We start from the raw sequence: 20,945 nt of genomic DNA, 5'->3' as shown, positions 1-20,945 counted from the left end.
ACAAGCCACCTACTTACCAGCGCAAACTTATCACTTGCGCAAAATAATATGCTTCAACCAGCTGCTGCGGGGTGTCGGGTAATCCTGGCGGAAATGGCCGCCCCGGCTCTCGGTGCGCATTAGCGCAAATTCCGCCACCAGGCGGGACACCAGTAAGCGATTGGCTGTTACAGCAGCCAGCGGGGTCAATGCCGCGGTATTTACGGACTGAGCACACTCATCCATATAGCCAAGCACCTTTTCCAAGCCCTCCCGATTGCGCAGAGGTCCCACATACCTGCTCATTAAAACTTGCAGTTTCCTTTGCAGCAACTGATAATCCACCGGTTCTGCCGGCTCGGGCAAATCCGAAGCGAAATCGGGCCAGGGGCTCATTGGTTCCCGCCAGAGACCGGCGGTACGCTCCACAATGCGGCCGCCGAACACCAGGCCATCCACCAATGAATTGCTGGCCAAACGATTGGCACCGTGCACGCCTTGGCAGGCCACTTCGCCGCATGCGTAAAGCCGCTCCACATTGGTTTCCCCAAAATAATTGGTTTTTACACCACCCATCATGTAATGGGCGGCCGGGGCCACCGGTACCATGTCCCGGGTGATGTCCAGTCCGTAACCCTGGCAGGTACGGTTAATATTAGGAAACCGGTGCAGCACAAGTTCAGGATCCAGGTGGCTCAAATCCAGAAATACGCCTTGCTCAGGGTCCTGGTGCATTTCCTGCAGTATTGCCCGTACCACAATATCCCGGGGGGCCAACTCTGCAAGCTCATGGTACCGGGGCATGAATCGCTCGCCCCGCCCGTTACGCAGGTAAGCACCCTCGCCCCGCACGGCCTCGGAAATTAAAAACCGTGGAGCGCCGGGCAAATTGAGCACGGTGGGGTGAAATTGAAGAAATTCCATGTCCATTACTTCGGCACCCGCCCGGTAAGCCATAGCAATACCGTCCCCGGTAGCCACCTCGGGATTGGTGCTATGGTCATACAGCTGACCCAAACCGCCGGTGGCCAAAACCACCGCCCGGCTCTGGAAAACCTGCAGCCGACAGGTTTCACAATCATAAGCAAGGACTCCATAGCAAACATTGTCCTTGACCAGAAGATCCACCGCCAGGTGCCGCTCCAGCACCTGTATATTCTGCTCGGCCAATGCCTTTTGGTTGAGCACCCGCTGAATTTCAGCACCTGTGGCATCGCCACAGGCGTGCAATATACGCCGGCAGCTGTGGGCACCCTCTCTGGTAAGGGCCAGGCGCCCGCCTTCCACATCAAAACGGGCCCCCATGTCTATCAACTGTAAAACCCGTCGCGGCCCTTCATTGACCAGGATGCGCACCGCTCCCCGGTCACAAAGCCCTGCACCCGCAAGCAACGTATCCCGGTAATGCAGCTCCGGTGAATCGTCGGTATCCAGGGCGGCGGCAATGCCGCCCTGGGCCTTATCGGTATTGCTGTCCAAGATACTTTGCTTGGTCAACACGGTTACCCCCGCCCCCAGCCGACCGGCTAAAAGGGCTGTGAAAAACCCGGCGATACCACTGCCCAGAATTACATAATCAGTTTTACATCTGGGCAGGTCCCGGGTATTAAAATTCATAATATATTGGTTAGCCACTGGCAAACCCTCCGTTTATCCGATAGCTAACCGCCGCTAATTCTCTCGCTTTACCAAGCGGGAGACAAGCGGCGCTAAGCTCCTGGACAACAATTTCTAAGATTTATCGGATAGGGGACACACCCCTTCAAGGAATGTCCCCAATTTATGGGATTAAAACCCCACCTGAATCAAGAATTTGTTTATTATACCGCCAACATCCTTTCCAGGCACTTCAGAGCCCGCTCCCCAATCTCCGGGGTAACGGTCACCCGCGGCTCCAGCGTTTGCAATGAGCGAAGCACCTTTTCCAGTGTGGTGGCTTGCATATCCCGGCAAATAAGTTTATCCGAAGCGGGATAAAAATTCTTATCGGGGCACTGTTTGTTAAACTGATGCAATATTCCCTTCTCGGTGGCCACAATATACTCCCCATCCGGGTTTTCCCGGGCAAACCTCAGCATGCCCGTGGTACTGGCTACATGGTCAGCCAGTTCTATCACATCGGGGCGGCATTCAGGATGCACCAACACCAGAGCCCCGGGATGCCGGGACTTGACTTGAAGCACATCTTCCGCAGCCAGCTGGTTATGAATAGGGCAGCAGCCTTCCCAGATGTGCATCGCCCGCCCGGACTGCTTGGCCACATAACGGCCCAGGTTTTTGTCAGGCACGAAAATAACCGGCCTGTCGGAGGGCAGTGACGCCACCACCTGCACGGCATTGGCCGATGTGCAGGCAATATCACATTCTGCTTTAACTTCTGCCGATGTATTGACATAACACACCACCAGGGCACCGGGAAGTTCCGCCTTTTTGGCCCGCAGCGCCTCCGCCGTTACCATATCCGCCATGGGGCACCCGGCATTTACCTCGGGCAGCAGCACGGTTTTTTGCGGCGATAGTATGGCCGCACTTTCAGCCATAAAGTGCACTCCACAAAAAACAATCACACTGGCGTTGGTGGCGGCAGCCTGGCGGGACAGTTCCAGGGAATCGCCCACTAAATCAGCAATTTCCTGTATCTCGGGAGGCTGGTAGACGTGACTTAAAATAATCGCGTTGCGCTGCTGCTTAAGCCGCATTATTTCATCCGTTAATTGTTTTGAATCGATAACGTTGGCCACATAACCACTCCTTAATAACGCGAAATTAGCCACCGGTAATCAACATCTCCACTATTATACACATATCTTTTGCTGCATTCCAACAAAATGTTTCATTTATCGAATTCGACACAGACCGCTGCCAATGAGACCGTTGCCAGGCGCAGCAAATCAGGGTAAAACTGGCACAATTAAGCTGTTTCGCCGTGTTTTTCCTCCATGACACGGGTAACTTTATTATGCTCATCCACCAATATCGCCGTGGGCTTGAAATTACGTGCTTCGTTGCGGTCCATAAGGGCGTAGGTTATGATAATCACGGTATCGCCGGGCTGCACCAGTCTGGCCGCCGCCCCGTTCAGGCAAATTACTCCGGAATCCCTGGGACCGGGTATGACGTAAGTTTCTAACCGGGCACCGTTGTTATTGTTAACCACCTGCACCTTTTCATTGGGCAATATGTCCGCAGCCTCCATTAAAGCTTCATCAATGGTAATACTGCCCACATAATTAAGATTGGCTTGGGTTACCACGGCACGGTGGATTTTTGATTTAAACATAGTAACGAACATTTTATCATACCTCCACAACTATATTGTCAATCAGCCTGGTTTTGCCGAAACGCACTGCCAGCGCGGCAATGCATCTGCCCGTCATTGTGTTAAGTGGTTCCAGATCCGGCACCGACAATATTTCGACATAATCAATTTGGGCACCGGGAGTGGATAAAATCATTTCCTCTATTCCCCGGCACAGTTTTTGCACATCCCTTTCACCGCCGGCTACGGCATCCCGAAAGGCGCACAGACTCCGGTAAAGTACAGGCGCAGCCTGGCGCTGCTCTGCACTCAAGTAAACATTGCGGGAACTCATGGCCAGCCCGTCTGCTTCCCGCACAATGGGCAGGGTCACAACCTCCAGCCCCATGTTCAAGTCCCGCACCATCTTTTCTATAACCATAGCCTGCTGAGCATCCTTTTGTCCAAAGAAAGCCCGGTCGGGTTTGACGATATTGAAAAGCTTGGCCACCACAGTGGTTACCCCGCGAAAATGTCCGGGCCGGGACAGCCCGCAAAGTTTATTGGTTATTCCAGCTACTTCCACAAAGGAGTTGTATCCCGGCGGGTACATTTCATCATTGCCGGGGGCAAAAATAGCATCCACACCCACTGACCGGGCCATGGTGCAGTCCCGGTCAAAATCCCGGGGGTATTCACCCAGGTCTTCTTTGGGGCCGAACTGGATCGGGTTAACATACAGGGAAACCACTACAACATCACAATTTTTTTTAGCTTCCCGCATTAGATTCAAATGCCCCTCGTGAAAATAACCCATGGTGGGCACCAAACCCACAGTTTTACCCGCCACCCGAGCTTTGTTTGCAAACTCTTTGATTTCCCCTATGGTACGGCAAACCTGCATAGGAACAACTCCTTATGATAATGTCTTTAAAATATAAAAACCCTCCGGACAAGTCCGAAGGGCATAATTCCCTAAGTGCAACCCGTCTCGGTCCCATCGGCTCCAAGCGGAGATATGTCAGCTTTATTTTAGAAACAGCTTATTAAGCGCTTTAGTTAAGATAAACAATAGTTCGAGTATTGACAAATTCATTGCCCAAACCAATTTAATAAATGGTGCGGTTCGTAACGGATACCGCCCAATACTTTATTAATAATAACACACCAATAATGTTGTGGCAATATTTTTATAATTTTCACTACAGTTAAATTTTGTTTGATAAACCAAATTGGCAGTGTTAAATTAAAAGCATGGAACTTATTAAAATCACCAGCACACAAAATTACGTAATAAAAATCGGCAATATAATTGAAGGCGGCAGCGAGTCGCCCGTAAAAAAATACGCAGACCGGTATATTTACCTGGAGAACGGGCGAATAGCGTCCATAACCGGGGCAGGAGATGCTTCATATCAATTTACGCAGCCTACCCGCCCAACCATCTCCCTGGACCTGGGGGGGTTAACGGTATTACCACCCCTGGTGGACTGTCATGTACACATGGCCCTGGACGGCCTGGATTTTTCGGCCGCCCGCCAGCGCTGGGACCAACCAGACGAATTATACACCCAGGTTGGTGCCCAGCTGTGGGATACTCTATGCCATGGTATACTGGCAGTACGAGACGGGGGAGATTTATCGGGTATTGGACTGCGCTACAGGGAACTTGTGGCGAATGATAGTTTACCCGGGCCTATAATCCGGGCCTCGGGATATGCGTTACGCAAGCCGCAAAAATATGGCTCTTTCCTTGGACGGGGCATCCCCACCGAAATGCTGGACAGCACATTGGATGATCTAACCCGGTTAAAAGTAGATCAGATTAAAGTATTGGTATCCGGAGTGGTTAGCTTTCAGGAATATGCCCGGGTGGGACCGCTGCAGTATACCGCCGATGAGCTGAAGGCCCTCGTTGAGGGAGCCCACAGCCGGGGACTGGGCGTAATGGCCCACGCCAGCTCGGACGAGGCTGTGGCCATGGCCGTTCAAGCCGGGGTAGACACAATAGAGCACGGCTATTTTTTAAGCCGGGCTACCCTTGAGCTGATGGCGAAAAATAAAGTGGCCTGGATTCCCACCGTAATACCAGTGGCAGCCCAGGAAGCAAGGGGACGGTTCTCCCGCTTCCTTGCCGGGAAGCAGGAGAACCGTCCCCTTGCTTCCCCCCCTGCTTCCAATGTTATCGCCCAAACAGTGGAACGCCAGCTGTCCATGATCAGTGAGGCCCACGCCCTGGGGGTTACCCTGGGGGTGGGCACCGATGCCGGCGCATCCGGAGTCCGTCACGGTTACAGCTACTGGCAAGAACTGAACCTTTACCGGCAGGCCGGCCTGACCCCCGATGAAATAATACGCTGCGCCACAATAAACAGCGCCCACATACTGGGTCTGGACTGGGGCGGTATCGCACCGGAGCGCCCCGCCGCTATGATTGCCGTATCCGGCAACCCCCTGGCAGATATCGGCAATTTACAAAACATCGCCTATGTTTTTCAACCGGAATGAACAGCACGATGCTGGAAGAGCATATAACAAACGGCACCCCAATGCGGGTGCCGTTTGTTATAGTAACATGTTTTATAAGTCCTCAATCATAGATACGCGCGGTTTAAATGTCTGGCAAGCGGTATCATCGGTAACGCTGGTCATCAGATCAGGATCCGTAGGTTTAACTTGGATGCTGGAAGCTCTACATTCGGTACCTTCCTGGTACAGACAACCTTTTACTGAACATTTAATTCTGGGCAATTTACAAAACCTCCTTTTTAAATGCTTAAAACTAGTTTCTCTTGTTTGTTTTAAAATATAAATGTTAAATTAAGGCACTTTTGGTTTATTATGGATTACCAGGATTCATGTCCACAGTCAAAGGCCGGACTCCTGGGACACGAAAAATTTCATTGAAATAAATTTATTTATTGAAGGAATTTGTTAAAACAATGGAAACCGTCAAGCGTTACTCCGTTAACTGCCATAGCTGTTGAAATATCCTGTTTTTTATACGCCAGCACATCATTTAACTCAATCCTTATTTTCCGGCTTGACATAACACTTAGATATGGCTTAACCCTTATCTATAATTGGATGGTACAGGTGTTTTGGCCAGCAAATTATTATTCATTATATTTACAATTGCTATCATCTTACTTTAAAGCTGACAGTACATCAAGAGTGTATAACCGGCTAGCTGTTTTAGCAGCAAAGATAATATTGACCCGCGTTTTTCTACCATTATACCGCCATTTACAGTAACAGTACACGCATTAATACAACTCTCCACCAGTCGTCTATTAATTGTCTTATGTTTATTTATATTACTTATTATCTATTGACATTGATTTTACCTAGTATTATTATTAGTGCTGAGTTATGTTATGTTGCTTTTTGTAATGCAACATAACATAAAGCAACGACAAGTCATGTAAAGTTATTTATTACAATGACAAACTAATAATCAATTAACTATATATTTAGCTGGTATTCCAGTGACGAGGAGGTGGATAAATTGGAAACTGCATTCACTTCGCTCCCGCTTATTATTGTGCGGATTCTTGTATTAGCATGTCTTTCCATAATTATAGACGCTTGCCTGATAAAAGCATACCTTTACCAATCAGGCAACAACCATACCAAAGCAGGCGAATATCGCGACAAAGTTTACATAACTCTAATGTAATACACATTGGCAGCCGCTTTATAAGCACAAAAAAACAAACATAATAATAGTGTATATGTTATTAAATCACATCCACAAAAGGGGAGAGCAATTTGAATATTAAACCGATTAAACACCTTTTAGTGCTTTTAATGATATTAATTGCGTCGGCACAGCTCGCCGGATGCAGCGGCGGCAGCCCGAAGGAATCCCCCGGGGAAAATTCCGCCGCTGAACAAACGGATAAAGATAAGGCCGTGTTGTTTGCTTACGTAGGTGCCAACATCAAAGAGCCGGTGGTTGAATTAGCGAGGGAATATGAAGAGAATACCGGCAACAAAGTGGAAATGACTTTTAATAATGCGGGGGCTTTGATCAACCAGTTGGAAACCACCGAACGCGGAGACATTTTTATGCCCGGAGGCATTACCTATATTCAAAAGGTCCAAGAAAAAGGATACATTGCCGATTATGTAAGTCCTATCGCCTACCATACACCGGTAATAATTGTTCCTCGGGGGAATCCGGCAAAGATTCATAATATAAACGACCTGGCCAAACCGGGAGTGAAACTGGTGTTACCGGACAAAGAAGCTACTGCCATCGGACGTACCGTTTATAAAATGTTCACCGAGCTGGGTATCGCCGGGGAAATTGAAAACAATACACTAACCGTGGTCGAAACGGTACCCAAGGTTATAACCACCATTACCATGGGTCAGGGTGATGCAGGAATTGCCGAGTACAGCAACTACTATAAAAACCGCGATAAACTTGATTTAGTGGAAATAGACCCGGAAATAAACGCCCCTGAGCAAATACCCTGTGCCTTGCTGACATACTCAAACAATAAAGAACTGGCCAACGACTTTCTTGACTTTATGTATAAAAATGGTCCTGACGTATTTGCCAAATACGGCTTTCAAACTAAATAATCATGATAATTGCTCGTTTTAACGTATACTATGCGGTTTTCTGGCTGGTTTTAATACTAATGACAGTGTTCATGCTGCTATTAATCGGCGGCCTTTTTATTTATGGTAATTGGACTGCTATAACCGATATATGTCACAACGCGGAATTTCACTTTGCGATTATCTTCACCCTGTGGACAACCGTGCTGGCTACCCTGCTGGCAGGGCTAACGGCTATTCCATGCGGTTACCTCCTGGCCCGGTATAACTTTCCAGGCAAGGTGCTGGTTGATACCCTGATGGATGTACCAATTGTTCTGCCACCCCTGGTTAGCGGAGTAGCGCTATTGATACTCTTCGGACCCATTCTTGGTGATAGTCTGGCCAAGATCGGCCTTGACATAGTGTTTTCCGAACGGGGTGTAGTGGTGGCCCAATGGTTTATTGCTACACCGTTCGCCATAAAAACTTTTAAAAATGCTTTTTCCAGCATTGACCTGCGGCTGGAAAAAATGGCCCGCACTTTAGGCTACCCACCCGAAAAAGTGTTTTTAAGGGTTAGCCTGCCGCTGGCTAAAAATGGCTTATTGGGGGGCCTTACCATGGCTTGGGCCAGAACACTGGGTGAGTTCGGCGCAACAGCCATGCTGGCCGGCATTGTCAGAATGAAAACCGAAACACTGTCCGTGGCTGTGTTTTTGAATATGTCCATCGGTGACCTGCAATTCTCCCTGGTTATGGCGATAATTATGTTGCTATTAGCCCTGGCACTGTTAACCATATTAAAAATTGTCACTAAAACCGAGGTGCACTTATGAACAACTTACTGACAGTGCGCAACCTGCACGTTAAAGCAGGCAATTTCGCATTGCAAAATATTAACTTTAACCTTAAACACAATGACTATATGGTTATCCTCGGTCCCACCGGGTGCGGCAAAACCCTTTTACTGGAAAGCATCGCCGGTCACCACACCCCCAACAAAGGCGCTATAATTATGCAGGGAAAGGATATAACCAAGTTGCCACCTGAAAAAAGGCAGCTGGGTTTTGCTTATCAGGATAACCCTCTGTATCCTTTTTTATCGGTCAGGGAAAATATTTTATTCGGTGCCCGGGCCCGGAAGTTGGAATCAGATAAGCAGACCCTCCGGTATATGGAGCAACTTATTGAAACAATGGGATTAACCCATTTACTGGAAAGGCCGCCGCATTTTTTAAGCGGTGGAGAAAGACAGCGGGTATCACTGGCCAGAGCCTTACTAACTCGCCCGGCCCTGCTGCTATTAGATGAACCACTTTCGGCGTTGGATCCACAAACACGCCTCTTAATACAGAATTTATTAAAAGAAATTCACCATAAAGAAAAACTTGGTATTATTCATGTAACCCATGATTTCACCGAAGCCATGCATCTGGGCACTCAAATCATACTCATTAAAAACGGCCAAATTGAACAGGTAGACACCCCCCGGGATTTATTTTTTCGCCCCGCCACACCATTTGCAGCACAATTTCTCGGCAGGAAGAACATTACCTCCCACAAAACTCGCCAACCGACCGGACAAGCAAGCCTTAAATGTCATGACGGGCAAATTATACGGAGTTCACCTAATTGCTGGCCGGTATTCGTTGACAGTATATCTTTCAACGGATCATACGTAGAAATTTTATGCAGCGGCAACGGTTACTGGAAAGTCATTATACCTTTAACCAAATGGCAAGATTTAAATTTAGCCCGGGGTGATACCCTGCAACTGTCCATCAACCCGGAGGACATCAATATAAGCTCCTCCGAATCACATATGGAACAACCCGGCGTCAGCCTATAATTTCTACTGATCGTTATACTTTTTAACCTGACTAACTTGGCGTAAGTCTCCCACTTCTATAAGTGGGAGTACAACGCCAACTAAGTCATGCATTTGCAGTTCTAAAATTCAGGGGGAGTTGAATCTCCCCCTGAATTAAGAACTTGCTTCAATAGCATGCCAAATAATGTATATTATACATATATCAGATTTTCTAAATATATTAAAGGAGTGACTTGATATGGAAATACCCACAATATTTAAGAATTTAGAGCCATATATAAACGACATTTTACAAGAACCTCAACTAAGCGACGCTACTGTTAAAATTACTTGCAGAGCACTAACCGTGCAAGAGGCCATAGGTTCACCGGAAAGAAACGATTTCCCCCTGCAAAAGGGCAAGGAAAAGCTTATGCAGGCAAACATTGATGGCTTTGCGGGCCAAGCGTTTACAGATATGCCCGGTCTTTACGAAGGAACTCTGGAAAATGCTCTGACCATGCAAGCCACCAATAATTTTCGCCGTGCGGTTATTATTGCCTCACTGAACGCGGCACTAAGAAAACTTGGCCGCGCCTCCAATACCATTCACTGTAGGGATGCCGGGCCAAAGGAATGCAGTTTACAGGCCGTTCAACTAGTCAAGCAAACCTTTGGACACCCCAAAATTGCTGTGATAGGACTACAGCCCGCCATCGTAGAGCAACTGGCCGGTCACTTTGAAACAAGAGTCTTTGACCTTGATCCCGATAACATAGGCCACATAAAATGCAATGTCCTCATTGAAGACGGTGATATTGACCCTCAGGAAATTGAGGCATGGAGCGACATTGTTTTTGCCACGGGAAGCACCATAGCAAACGGAACCATTGACCCATTTATTAAAATGAAAAAGCCCGTGTTTTTTTATGGAACTACCATCGCCGGAGTCGCCGATCTTCTGGGTCTGAAAAGATTTTGCCCGACGTCTGCATAAACATCTGTTCAGCACATTCATTGCCGTACTCAACTAACTATAGGAAATTAGTTTCGAAAAAGCTTTTTTGTCTTTAGCTTCCTGCTTAAGCAATATAAAATGTATTATACAGACTAAAATGCAACATTAAGAGAGTTCCCCCTACAAATATTGAATCCATGCTGAACATTTTAAAAAGAGTACATTTTAAAAAAAGGCTGCTCCGGCCAGAGTATCCGGCTAGGGCAGCCTAATTTACCTATCCTGAAAAAGCTCAAGTTGCTTTTCTTCCGGTATGCTTTCAACTGTCATTGCGAGCACAAGCGAAGCAATCCCAAACTGCGTAAACAGCCCAACATGAGATTGCCACGTCGCTTCGCTCCTCGCAATGACAGACTAAGCTAATTTTCATCCTCTGATGGTGCCGTGCAAGCGGCATGGATGTCTTTTATTGAATAACCATCTATTGCAACGGACAAAAACGGACAATTTCCACAGTGAATTCTTTATTTGCAAAACAGGGATCGATCAATGTGTTCCAAGCTGTTTAACAGCTTTAACCGGTAACCGCCGTTGTTCCGGTAAAGGATATTCAGACACCCGTAATCCTGACAAATATGAAAAATGTTATGTAATGGCATTCCTAGTAATTGACTGATAATAACCCGGTTAACCCCGGCATGACCTACCAAAAGCAGATCTCCGTCAACACTGTTCACTAAGCGATTAAAGGCAGTCATAATCCTGCAGCTAAAAGCGGAGAAACTTTCACCGCCGGGAGGAATGTATCCTGCTATATCGGCCCCGCGCCTGGCGAATTCAGCAGGATTTTTTTGACGCATATCTGCAAAACTGCGCCCCTCCCACTCACCCAGGCAAATTTCCCGTAAATCAATGTCGGCCACGGGTGATACTGAATGCACCTCGGCGATTATTTGGGCTGTTAGCAGTGAACGGCTAAGATCACTGCAATATATACCCGCCAGGGTTATGCCCGCCAACCGGTCCCGCAACATCTCCGCTTGCCGCACCCCGGCGCTGGTCAACGGGAGGTCAATTTGGCCAATGAAACGTTTTTGCCGGCCTGTATCAATCTCACCGTGCCGCACCAGGTAAATCAACATCGACTTTATATACCCTCCTGTCCCATTCTTTTAGCCACGTATCCAATTGCTTTCCCAGCACCTGCTCAACATTTTTTTTAATTGATTCCGCCCGCTGCCAGCGCTCCCGCACCGCTTGTTGAACTTCAGGCTCGGCGGCAAAACGCTTCATGGACTTCATAAATCTATGCTCAAGAGTAACTAATTTTTCACCACATAATAACTTGTCCGCCAAATAAACCAGCTCTTTTTCACCAATCCTGACACCGGTTTTTAAACCATCCCCCATGTGACAGGCTACAATCCCGGCCACCCGGGGAAAGCCCATGGACGCCAGCAAACCCGCACCGGCTACAGCATGATTCGGCATTCCTTTACGCACGTCATGCAATAAGCCTGCCGCCTCAATTAAAGCAGGCTGCAGGTCGTATCCACACCGGTTAAGACATATGCCCAAAGATGAGGCCAACGACGCCACGGCCCTGCCGTGAGCGATCACCCGGGGAGGAGTACCGGCCGACCGAAAGATAACCTCACATTCCATTTGGTCGGGTATGTCAATGGCCGCAGCACGCTGCAAAAGACAGCGGTAATCCTCCGGCGTGTCCATATCCAATAGCACTCCCCGGTCGGCCACCTCCACATCAAGGGCATCCACCTCGTGCCGGGCAAGGATTTCCCGCAAGTTACCATCCGCCGAACAGCTTAAGATCTCCCCAATGTATTTACTTGAAATCAAAGGGGGATGGCCCCGTTTTCCGGCAAAACAAGGGTAAACAATGCCCGCCTTGTTCTTCCGCCAGGCGTTCAGCAATAATTTAACGGTTTGCGCTCTTACCAGTGGATTGTCGGCGGGCAGCAGAAAGAAAGCCTCCGAGCGGGGTGGAAGACCGGCTATACCGGCGCGAACGGAAGAAAACATGCCCTGCCGGTAATCGGGATTATAAACAGCCGGCAGGCCCAGTTCCTCCAGCACAGGCTGCAGTTCAGTCGCCCGGTGGCCTGTCACCACCAGCACCTGACGTATATCGGCCTCGAAAAATATGTTTACAGCCCTGGCCATGACAGTGGTTCCTCCCAGCGGCAAAAGGGGCTTGAATTTACCCATGCGGGAAGAGTAACCGGCCGCCAGCACCACTGCGGCTACACTGCTCATGACATACGCTCCGCTCTGAATTTGATTAATTCACCCACTATACTCACGGCGATTTCCTCAGGTGTTTGAGCACCTATGGCCAAACCGATGGGGCTGTGCACCAGCGCCAGTTCCGCACTATCGTAACCTTCATTTTCCAGTGCATTGTATATGGCATCCCGCTTGGTTTTGCTGCCAATCATCCCTATATAGCAAGCTTTGGAACGCAGCGCCCGTGCCAGCACTGTTTTATCATGCGCATGGCCCCGGGTTACTATAACCACATAACTATCTTCGTCAACCCCTAAGTCGGCAAGATCCGCGGCCAAAGTAGGCAATACCACCACCCTGTCGGCATCGGGAAAGCGCTTCCGGTTGGCAAATTCCGGCCGGTCATCAAGCACTACTACGCTGAAATCCACCGTTTTAGCCAGCCGGGCCACCTGCAGTGACACATGGCCGGCACCGAAAATATAGACAGTACCATAACTGCTGATTTGTTCCACCAGGAAACTGCGATCCCCCAATGTCACCACCTGCGGGTAACGGCTTTCGGCCACGCGCAGCAGCTCATCCATTTCAGCAGGTTGTGGGGAAAATGTGCCCACCGGCTGTCTTTCCGCAACCACCAGGCACTGCCTTCCGGCGGGTGCGTCTACCTCCCCGTCGGGAACGGGGCTGATCAGCACAGCCCTCCGCCTGGCTGTCATAGCATCGCCCAGCGAACGATAAATGTCCAGTAAATCTACCCTGTCCGCGCTCATATAATCCAACAGTACTCTGAGGTGACCGCCGCAGATCATGTCCATCTTATCGGTGATTTTTTTGTTCAGATTAAACTCTTTAACCAGGGCTTTTCCCTCTGTCATAACCCGGGCAGCCAGTTCGATAACCTTGGCCTCTACCAAACCACCGCCAATGGTACCGATAATTGAACCATCCCGGCGGATGATCATTTTAGATCCCGCCGTGCGCGGAGTAGAACCGTAATTGGCTAGAATTGTGGCTAAAACAAAACTTTCGCCCTGCTCAAGTAAACGTAAAACATCCTGAAAAATTTTAACCATTAGTTAACTCCTTCTAATTCGCCATGGACGGGCATTCCACAACACCGGCCATACTCCGCCGGTAAGCTGTTCCTTCATATATCAAGCACTACTTGGGGAACGCAAATCCCGGATTATTCGCTTGGACGGTTTCCAGAGCATCCCGGACCGGTCCGCTTCAATGGGTGCCAAAGTCAAAGAACCTTGCTTGATATTTTGGGCAACCACGGGGATGGATAGCAGCGCTTTTTGAATAGATGCCGTTATTTTTTCTCCGGCCCAACCGGCCAACCGGGCTTTTACGGCCAGATGGTCAACACCGCTGCCAGATGAAATGGTAGCAGTAAAATCAAGCACTCCCATTACCGCAAACAAAGCATCATCCAGCATGGACATGCTGAGCAGGCCGCCCCCGGCTAAAGGAACCCGTCCTTTAACCCGATCCTTCACCGGGGCCATGCGCCTCAGCACGGTGCCACAGGGACACGGGCCGGGGATGAACCGGGCAAGATCTCCGGTACGATACCGGATCAGAGGCATGCCCCTGCGAGTTAAGGTGGTGAAAACAACTTCACCCTCTGCACCTTCCGGCAGCACTTCACCGGTTACGGGGTTAACTATCTCAAATATGAAGTCGGCCTCTCTCATATGATAGCCCGCCAGCGCTGCGCATTCCAACCCACCGCCCAGTCCCATTTCGGTCATGGCGTAGTGGTTGAACACCCGGCAAGGCCACCTCTTTTTAATCCAATTGACGATGGCCCGGGGAACATGGTCGGTATTCAGTATTACATTTTTGATATTAACCTGGAATTTGCTTTCACCCGGCGGTTCATGACAAGCCAATGCCAGCACCTGGGTCGGTATCCCCAACAAAGTGTCTACCTGTTCTGCAGCCATTACTTTCAGGGTGTATTCGGGATCCCTTATAATGCCGTGCGGTACGGGCATAATATTCATGCGCCGCACGCTTTCCGCAAACAAATCGCCAACGCTTCCGGGCCGCTCATAGGGAAGCAGGATCAGCACCTTATCACCCGGCCGGGCAATAACGGTCATGCCATGGTGAAAATAATCTTTCGTCAGCTCCTGATCGGCAGCCGTAAAAAAAATCCTTTTGGGCAAGCCCGTAGTGCCGGAGCTTTCCAGGGTGACCACCCGCTTTATTTCATCCTGGGAACAGCATAAAAACCGCAATGGATTTTGGCTGATATCATTTGCCGTTGTAAAAGGGAGACTTTGCAAATCTTTTAATGAACTGATTTTATCCGCAGGGAAACAGCCCAAAGCATGCCGATAAAAGGAGCTTTTTTCACGGGCCAGAGCGATGGTTTCCTGTAACTTCATCAGCTGATAGTCTTCGATCAGAGCAGGGGTCAGCCTCCCTGACTCCCCGGCTCTACCTGTTATTTTATTGAAAATCCACTGTTCCAAAGGTGTTTTGCTAATCAAACCGCCTACCGCCCCCTGTAGATGGATCTGCCCTGATTATCCGTAAGGTTATAGGCACAAAAAGGGATAAGCTTCCCGTCGGGAGAAACCGTGTGAATACAGCAGTCCTTAACCCGTTCCAGGTCAATGTTCCACACATCCTGAAAAGCCATGCCCGAAATGCAGAAAGTATGGGTTTTAGCCCTTTCCAAGAATAAATCCATACTATCCGGTTGTTCATTTTGCTCAACGCCACCGCATTTACAACTGCCTGCTTGCCGGCTTGGCAATAGCTGAATTGCCGACCAGTGGTTCGCTACAAATTTCCTCGCTTTCCTTGACCCATCAACCGCCAGCTCCGGCGTGCAGCAGCAACTTGACGCTTGCCGGGCGGGGTCATGCCTGCTAGTGGCCATTAGCCCTCCATCCGGCATTAAAATGAAGTTGCCGTGAAATGAGCACAGGGCGTTTTCACAACCCGGCGGACGGAAATTTTCTATTTTAATCCGGCCGGCCGTTTGATGTTCAATATTACTAATAACTTCCGGCAGGGTAATGCGCATCCGGTCCGACGGCGGCTGGGGATAACGCCCGAAGTAGCTAACGGGTTGGAAATGCACCCCCCGCACCACCGGCAACCATTCCAGGGCCAGGTCGATGATACTGCCAAGATTATGGTCATTAACACCCGGAACCACGGTAGGCACCAGAATCACTCCAATGCCCAACTCCCCGCACAGCCGAATTGTTTCCAGCTTGGCGGCCAAAAAATCGCCGCCCCTCAGTTTACGATATATTTCCTCTTGCGTCCCGTCAAACTGAAGAAATAAAGAGGCAAGCCCGGCCTGTTTCAAATCTTCCAGAAACTGCGGCTCACGGCTCAACCTCAGGCCATTGGTGTTGAGCTGAATAAAGCCAAAGCCCATGTCCCGCCCCATGGAAACCAGTTCCGGTAAATCATCCCGCATGGTGGGCTCACCGCCGGAAAGCTGGATATTATATGGCCCCCCAACGTCCAGGAGACGCTGGTACCAGCCCCTGACGGTTTCCAGGTCGGGGTCCGGGGTAACCTCCCCGGAATCGGCAAAACAAAAAGAGCAGCGCAAATTGCAGCGGCCGGTTACTTCCAGCACCGCAGTACAGGTATGCTGGCGGTGGTCGGGACAAAGGCCGCAATCAAAGGGACAACCACGCTCAACCCGGGTTAGAGGGACTTTTATATCAGCCGGAATTTTCGGTCTTACCCAGGACTGAAAAAGCGGCCGGCCACGCCATACCGGTACACTAAAACTCCCGTGCTCCGGGCAGTCCTTTTCCAAAAACACCTCATCTCCCCGCGCCACCCGCCTGGCCGGGATTTTACTCAGGCAATAAGGGCAAAGACTTTCCGTTACCGAGAGAACATGCCCTGCATCAGTCATCTTTTTCACCAGCCAAGCCGACCCCGTGGGTAAGCATAATTTCCTTAACCTTGTTGTAGGTTTCAATAACAATACTGCTGCACCTGGGAGAAACGATTTTTTCCGCCAGGTCTTCGCCCAGGATATCCCCACAGTTAATTCCACCATAAGCCTGGCCGATTTCCCCTTCAAACCATTGCACCAGCTCATCGACCATCAGCAAAAACTCATCGTGTTCCTTTTCCTCCGGCGTTCCCCTGCCAGCGTACAAACTCAGCAGGCAGACGCCGCCGGTAAGCGCGCCACAAGTTTTACCGGAAAACCCCAACCCGCCGCCCAGGCCTGTCATGGACCGGATCAAGCCGGGATTATCTTCACCCCGGCTTTCCAGGCCAAGGGCAAGCAGTATCTGGCTGCAGTTAAACCCCTGGCGGTGCAATTCCAGCATGCGCATTAGTTCATTAGTCATGGCGACAATTTCCCTCCTTACTGCTACCGGGCTTTTTAGCCAGGACTAAAACATACCCCGGCCGGGCTTTTTGAACTGTATTTTGAATCTCCTCACAGGAAATGGACTTATCGGACACACAGCCCCAGAACATGGCCATGGAACCATGGGCCAGGATTAACCTGGCGGTTAGCTCACCCAAAAGCCTGGAATGATCTTCCCATAAGACAACTTCAAAACCCCGGGCGCTAATTTTTTGGATCAGTGTCTGGACGGACATAGCACCGGTCAAACAGCCGGTCAAAGGAAGTTTACGCAGCTCATCCACCCCCGCCGGGTTACGGGCGTAAACATCGGTAATCACCAACCACCCGGCGTCCTTCAATACCCGGTAGAATTCCGCCAAAGCCTTGTCCGGGCTTTTCATCACGGAAAGAGTGCATTCCGCAAAAACACCGTCCATTTCTCCATCCCCGAAGGGTAAACTTTCTCCGGCCGCCTCCACAAGCGGCAGGCCGGGATGCCTCCGGCGGCCTTGCTCCAGCAGCACAGGGGAGGGATCCACCCCGACGGCATCCAGATGGTAATTGCATATCAAATGCTCCACCGTGGCACCAACGCCGCAGCCCACATCCAAAACCCTGGCCCCGGCAGCAAAGGAACAAAAAGCAAGTGCCCGGTCCGTGATTATAAACCCGCCCGGCCTGATGGCATCTCCAGTCACATCCCGGATCGGTCTACCCTCGTACAGCGGGCACGATACAGTAGAATGCACTACCCTCACTCCTTCAGTAGAAAAGGAGACACACCTTCCTACTATCAATTATCGCAACTTTTATACATACTCAGGAAAGGAATGTCCCCTCAAATTATTTGTCTTCCAAAGTTTTTTCCACTTCCAGCATCTTACCCAGGGCCAGTTCCTCTGTAATTAAGACAAACCCGCATTTTTTACATTTTAACAATTCCACCGGAAAATCACTGCCCATATAGGATACCGTAACCTTGCCCGACTCCATCGGCATATTGCATTTAAGACACTCAAAAACACCTTCCGCCTGCGTATCTTTACCAGCCACTTTTTCACATCCTTAATTGGGGACATTCATATGTTGGGAATATTCACATGTTAGAGACATTCATACATTGGGGACATTCATACATTGGGGACATTCCTCCGAAGGAGGTGTGTCCCCTTTCATTAACTGGAGGTGTATTCCTTTTCCTTAACTATTACCTTCTACTTTCATCCGGTGCGAGTAAACATTATGGACAACAAACCCGTCCTCCTGCCGGGTATACTCCACCCAATAAGTAACGCTTACCGGCCTGTGACAGGCCATAACATGACCGTTATTGCGATTTAATAGTTTTTGGCCCGTCCCTTCGGCATGTTCTATCACTTTCTGAACATCTTCCTTCAAGATCAGGCGATCCTCCATGATTTCGCTCACTTCGTCGGGAATAATCAAATTGATTGCTTCATACGAGCTTTGCTCCACCGCCAACTTATCCCCCCAAACTTCCTTGAGCATTGTATTTTTAAGCCTGGCTTTGTTTTCACGCCTCTGTGAATAGCCCGGCCCTCGTTTCGCTGCCGAGATCATGTCTGCCTCACCATAAATCAAATCCAGGAGGTGGTATGTCTTTTTACCCTTAGCTGCAAAATTATCCCGGCACATGGCGCAGTAGGCCACATAATCGGCAGGGCTTTCGTCGATACGCCGCCTGATGGTATCATCCGCCAGTTTTCGGTTGGCAAACGACATCAAACCTCCGTATCCACAGCATTCCGTTGTTTCGCGACTGGTCGGTAATTCTTCAATTTCGATACCGAGCTTTTGTAATATATTTCTGACGCTTTGGTGGACATGTTTTTCATGCCTGGTAGTACAAGCGTCCTGCACAGCCACCAACCCCGGCTTTTGCGACACAGCAATCTCCGGCAGGCCAATTTGGTCATATAATTCCCATAGAGATACAATATCAATCTCGGGTAAGTACTTCTTAAACATCTGATAGCATGTGGAACAGGCCAAAATCAGGCCCGGTCTCCCCATTTCCTGCCACTGATTCTTTATTTCGTGCAGCCCCGTCTGAAACAGCTCGGTTCGCCCGGACCATTCCGCCGGGGCGCCGCAACAGCGCAACATCAGGCCAACCCCTCCGGTAACCCGCTCCGTCAAATCAGCATAAGCCTTGATCACATGGTCAGGCTTGGAAGCGCTTAACTGGCATCCCGGGAAAAAGATGTGGCTGCTTGACTCGTAACCCGGTTGGTGGCGGGTCAGCATACATAGCTCACTATTGCTGAAATCCATGTCTCGGATGGGAAAATCATGGGTGGAAGGCGGCATTTTCCCTTTTTTAAACATCTCACTTCGGGCTTCCCGGCACAGGTCCGCCATGTTAAAACTTTCCGGGCAAACCTCCTGGCAAAGGCCGCACAGGCTGCAGGAATTTATTAAAGTGTTGGCTTCGTGCAGCCCCATGATCATTTTAAGGTTATGGCTAATTTGGCGAACATACTTTTTAGGATAAGCTTTAAAATGGTCCAGGTAGGGGCAGGCTTTCACGCACTCCAAACACTGGCACACAAGGCAGCGCCCGGCTTCCATGATAGCTTCCTCCCGGGTGTATCCCAGGGCAAGATTGGCCGGTACAACAGCAGGAAGCGGCTTAGCCCCCTTGGTGCCGGTAAAAAGTCTGGTCCGGTAAGGCCCCTCATTTTCACGGGCAGCGGTCAGTGACACCTGCTGAAGGTAACGGTCAATGGATATGGCGGCCCGTCTGCCGTCGGAAAGGGAACCAATGGGCGAATACCCGGACCCGCGCAGCAGGCCGCCCCCGGCAAAAACTCCATCCAGTCCGGTGGCCAGGGTAACCGGGTCAACAATAATCAGCCCCTCCCGGTTTAAATTCAAGCCGGGAATGTCCAAGGCAATCTTCCCGGAGCCCAGATAAACTGCATCAAATTCGCGGCACAAATCCATAATGGAAAGTGTTTGCCCCACTGTGGTGTTAAACTGAATTTCTACATCAAGGGAATCCAGTACAGCGGTATCTTCCTGAATAATCTGCCGCGGTAAAACCTCCGCCGGTATTTCCCACAGTCTGCCTCCTAAACGATCAGTGGCCTCGAAAATCACTATACTGTAGCCCTTTCCGGCCAGGTCAACGGCTGCCCCCAAACCGCTCAGCCCTCCGCCAACCACCGCCACCCGCTTATCTTTTTTTGAGGATATGGTAAGCTTAACTGGCGGGGCGGAATTCATTTCAACGCAGGCTTTCTCCAAAGCAGCTATGGAGATGGCGTCTCCTGCCTCCTGCCGCTTGCAGGCAGCCTGACAGGGATGGTCGCAGACACGACCAATAATCCCGGGAAAACGAACGGTTTTACTGAAAATCTGCCATGCCTGATCAAAATTTCCAGCCTTTATTTCCGCCACAAAACTTCTTACATCCACATGAACGGGACAGGCTGTCATACAAGCCGGGGGGTGCTCCTGGGTACATTTTTCTTCAAATTCAATTATCCGTTTTTGATCCATTTTACCCCACCATTTCCACTATAAAACACAAGCAACCTAAAACGAACTAAAAGCAGGGATAAGGTAAGTTCATTTTAGGCAAATTGTCTCATTAGTAAAATTTAAATTTTTAATTCATAAATAAAACATTCCTTGATTCAGGTGGGGTTAAACCCCACCCGAATCTTAGAAGATGCTATTTAGAGAATTCAGCACTGCTTGTCTGCATTAGTTAGAGACTTCCATTAGTTGGGGACATTCCTGTCCCCAAAGAAATACCCTAGCTCCAGCAGGT

General features: G+C 49.5%; 19 protein-coding genes. 5 read left to right on the top strand and 14 right to left on the bottom strand.

The annotated features are described in order from the left end of the window. Positions 1–30 precede the first annotated feature (30 nt). The 4 genes from nadB to panC all read right to left on the bottom strand — a co-directional run bounded on the left by nadB (position 31) and on the right by panC (position 4,121). Positions 31–1,614: an L-aspartate oxidase gene (gene nadB / locus DESGI_RS01380; protein ID WP_006522937.1), complete on the bottom strand. Its 1,584-nt coding sequence runs from the start codon at positions 1,612–1,614 to the stop codon at positions 31–33. Between the two features lie 185 nt (positions 1,615–1,799). After that, entirely contained in the window at positions 1,800–2,720 is a 921-nt protein-coding gene (nadA, locus tag DESGI_RS01375) for a quinolinate synthase NadA (protein WP_006522938.1), read from the bottom strand. A gap of 170 nt (positions 2,721–2,890) precedes the next feature. Further along, on the bottom strand, positions 2,891–3,271 hold the full coding sequence (gene panD / locus DESGI_RS01370) for an aspartate 1-decarboxylase (RefSeq protein WP_006522939.1): 381 nt from the start codon (positions 3,269–3,271) through the stop codon (positions 2,891–2,893). A 4-nt stretch (positions 3,272–3,275) separates the two neighbouring features. Next, the gene (gene panC / locus DESGI_RS01365; RefSeq protein WP_006522940.1) at positions 3,276–4,121 is read right to left on the bottom strand and encodes a pantoate--beta-alanine ligase; all 846 of its coding nucleotides are present in this window, start codon (positions 4,119–4,121) and stop codon (positions 3,276–3,278) included. Between the two features lie 350 nt (positions 4,122–4,471). Here panC and DESGI_RS01360 point away from each other — a divergent pair, with 350 nt between their 5' ends. Continuing rightward, entirely contained in the window at positions 4,472–5,725 is a 1,254-nt protein-coding gene (locus DESGI_RS01360) for an amidohydrolase family protein (protein WP_006522941.1), read from the top strand. 72 nt (positions 5,726–5,797) lie between these two features. Here DESGI_RS01360 and DESGI_RS23525 read toward each other — a convergent pair whose 3' ends face one another. Continuing rightward, complete coding sequence (locus DESGI_RS23525) at positions 5,798–5,968, bottom strand: DUF1540 domain-containing protein (RefSeq protein ID WP_006522942.1); 171 nt, start codon at positions 5,966–5,968, stop codon at positions 5,798–5,800. Positions 5,969–6,988: 1,020 nt separating this feature from the next. Here DESGI_RS23525 and modA point away from each other — a divergent pair. The 4 genes from modA (at position 6,989) to DESGI_RS01340 (ending at position 10,578) form a co-directional block, all read left to right on the top strand. Next, positions 6,989–7,810: a molybdate ABC transporter substrate-binding protein gene (gene modA, locus DESGI_RS01355; protein WP_006522944.1), complete on the top strand. Its 822-nt coding sequence runs from the start codon at positions 6,989–6,991 to the stop codon at positions 7,808–7,810. 59 nt (positions 7,811–7,869) lie between these two features. Next, positions 7,870–8,607: an ABC transporter permease gene (locus DESGI_RS01350; protein WP_245561141.1), complete on the top strand. Its 738-nt coding sequence runs from the start codon at positions 7,870–7,872 to the stop codon at positions 8,605–8,607. Next, complete coding sequence (locus DESGI_RS01345) at positions 8,604–9,620, top strand: ABC transporter ATP-binding protein (RefSeq protein WP_006522946.1); 1,017 nt, start codon at positions 8,604–8,606, stop codon at positions 9,618–9,620. Before DESGI_RS01350 ends, DESGI_RS01345 begins: the two co-directional genes overlap by 4 nt. Positions 9,621–9,840: 220 nt before the next feature. Next, positions 9,841–10,578 (top strand): Rossmann-like domain-containing protein, encoded by a 738-nt coding sequence (locus tag DESGI_RS01340; protein ID WP_006522947.1) that lies wholly within the window; start codon positions 9,841–9,843, stop codon positions 10,576–10,578. A 485-nt stretch (positions 10,579–11,063) separates the two neighbouring features. On the opposite strand, the gene DESGI_RS01335 is transcribed toward DESGI_RS01340, so the two are convergent. The 9 genes from DESGI_RS01335 to DESGI_RS01295 all read right to left on the bottom strand — a co-directional run bounded on the left by DESGI_RS01335 (position 11,064) and on the right by DESGI_RS01295 (position 20,671). Continuing rightward, on the bottom strand, positions 11,064–11,681 hold the full coding sequence (locus DESGI_RS01335; protein ID WP_006522948.1) for a histidine phosphatase family protein: 618 nt from the start codon (positions 11,679–11,681) through the stop codon (positions 11,064–11,066). Further along, positions 11,653–12,816, bottom strand: a complete 1,164-nt coding sequence (locus tag DESGI_RS01330) for a DVU_1551 family NTP transferase (protein ID WP_006522949.1) — start codon at positions 12,814–12,816, stop codon at positions 11,653–11,655. Before DESGI_RS01330 ends, DESGI_RS01335 begins: the two co-directional genes overlap by 29 nt. Continuing rightward, a complete protein-coding gene (locus DESGI_RS01325; protein WP_006522950.1) occupies positions 12,813–13,862 on the bottom strand; it encodes an XdhC family aldehyde oxidoreductase maturation factor in 1,050 nt (349 codons plus the stop codon). The genes DESGI_RS01330 and DESGI_RS01325 overlap by 4 nt, the downstream gene beginning before the upstream one ends. 81 nt (positions 13,863–13,943) lie before the next feature. Continuing rightward, positions 13,944–15,293, bottom strand: coding sequence for a DVU_1553 family AMP-dependent CoA ligase (locus DESGI_RS01320; RefSeq protein ID WP_006522951.1), 1,350 nt, complete (start codon positions 15,291–15,293; stop codon positions 13,944–13,946). Positions 15,294–15,298: 5 nt separating this feature from the next. Continuing rightward, positions 15,299–16,693: a radical SAM (seleno)protein TrsS gene (gene trsS, locus DESGI_RS01315; protein WP_006522952.1), complete on the bottom strand. Its 1,395-nt coding sequence runs from the start codon at positions 16,691–16,693 to the stop codon at positions 15,299–15,301. After that, positions 16,686–17,141 carry a DVU_1555 family C-GCAxxG-C-C protein gene (locus DESGI_RS01310; RefSeq protein ID WP_006522953.1) on the bottom strand — a complete coding sequence of 152 codons (456 nt, stop codon included), beginning with the start codon at positions 17,139–17,141 and terminating at the stop codon, positions 16,686–16,688. Before DESGI_RS01310 ends, trsS begins: the two co-directional genes overlap by 8 nt. Continuing rightward, positions 17,134–17,895, bottom strand: coding sequence for a DVU_1556 family methyltransferase (gene trsM, locus DESGI_RS01305; protein ID WP_006522954.1), 762 nt, complete (start codon positions 17,893–17,895; stop codon positions 17,134–17,136). Before trsM ends, DESGI_RS01310 begins: the two co-directional genes overlap by 8 nt. 94 nt (positions 17,896–17,989) lie before the next feature. Continuing rightward, the gene (locus DESGI_RS01300) at positions 17,990–18,199 is read right to left on the bottom strand and encodes a DVU_1557 family redox protein (RefSeq protein WP_006522955.1); all 210 of its coding nucleotides are present in this window, start codon (positions 18,197–18,199) and stop codon (positions 17,990–17,992) included. A gap of 147 nt (positions 18,200–18,346) precedes the next feature. Continuing rightward, positions 18,347–20,671: a pyridine nucleotide-disulfide oxidoreductase/dicluster-binding protein gene (locus DESGI_RS01295; RefSeq protein ID WP_006522956.1), complete on the bottom strand. Its 2,325-nt coding sequence runs from the start codon at positions 20,669–20,671 to the stop codon at positions 18,347–18,349. Positions 20,672–20,945: the final 274 nt, after the last annotated feature.

Source organism: Desulfoscipio gibsoniae DSM 7213 (assembly GCF_000233715.2).
GTDB classification, from domain to species: Bacteria; Bacillota; Desulfotomaculia; order Desulfotomaculales; family Desulfallaceae; genus Sporotomaculum; species Sporotomaculum gibsoniae.
Note: the sequence above shows the minus strand (reverse complement) of the source record. Positions and strands in the feature narration are given on the sequence as shown.

Excerpts from the sequence above, each read along its gene's own strand:
- panD (WP_006522939.1), bottom strand. The coding sequence starts at position 3,271 with ATGTTCGTTACTATGTTTAAATCAAAAATCCACCGTGCCGTGGTAACC.
- panC (WP_006522940.1), bottom strand. The coding sequence starts at position 4,121 with ATGCAGGTTTGCCGTACCATAGGGGAAATCAAAGAGTTTGCAAACAAA.
- DESGI_RS01360 (WP_006522941.1), top strand. The coding sequence starts at position 4,472 with ATGGAACTTATTAAAATCACCAGCACACAAAATTACGTAATAAAAATC.
- DESGI_RS01350 (WP_245561141.1), top strand. The coding sequence starts at position 7,870 with ATGACAGTGTTCATGCTGCTATTAATCGGCGGCCTTTTTATTTATGGT.
- DESGI_RS01345 (WP_006522946.1), top strand. The coding sequence starts at position 8,604 with ATGAACAACTTACTGACAGTGCGCAACCTGCACGTTAAAGCAGGCAAT.
- DESGI_RS01340 (WP_006522947.1), top strand. The coding sequence starts at position 9,841 with ATGGAAATACCCACAATATTTAAGAATTTAGAGCCATATATAAACGAC.
- DESGI_RS01335 (WP_006522948.1), bottom strand. The coding sequence starts at position 11,681 with ATGTTGATTTACCTGGTGCGGCACGGTGAGATTGATACAGGCCGGCAA.
- DESGI_RS01330 (WP_006522949.1), bottom strand. The coding sequence starts at position 12,816 with ATGAGCAGTGTAGCCGCAGTGGTGCTGGCGGCCGGTTACTCTTCCCGC.
- DESGI_RS01325 (WP_006522950.1), bottom strand. The coding sequence starts at position 13,862 with ATGGTTAAAATTTTTCAGGATGTTTTACGTTTACTTGAGCAGGGCGAA.
- trsS (WP_006522952.1), bottom strand. The coding sequence starts at position 16,693 with ATGACTGATGCAGGGCATGTTCTCTCGGTAACGGAAAGTCTTTGCCCT.
- DESGI_RS01310 (WP_006522953.1), bottom strand. The coding sequence starts at position 17,141 with ATGACTAATGAACTAATGCGCATGCTGGAATTGCACCGCCAGGGGTTT.
- DESGI_RS01295 (WP_006522956.1), bottom strand. The coding sequence starts at position 20,671 with ATGGATCAAAAACGGATAATTGAATTTGAAGAAAAATGTACCCAGGAG.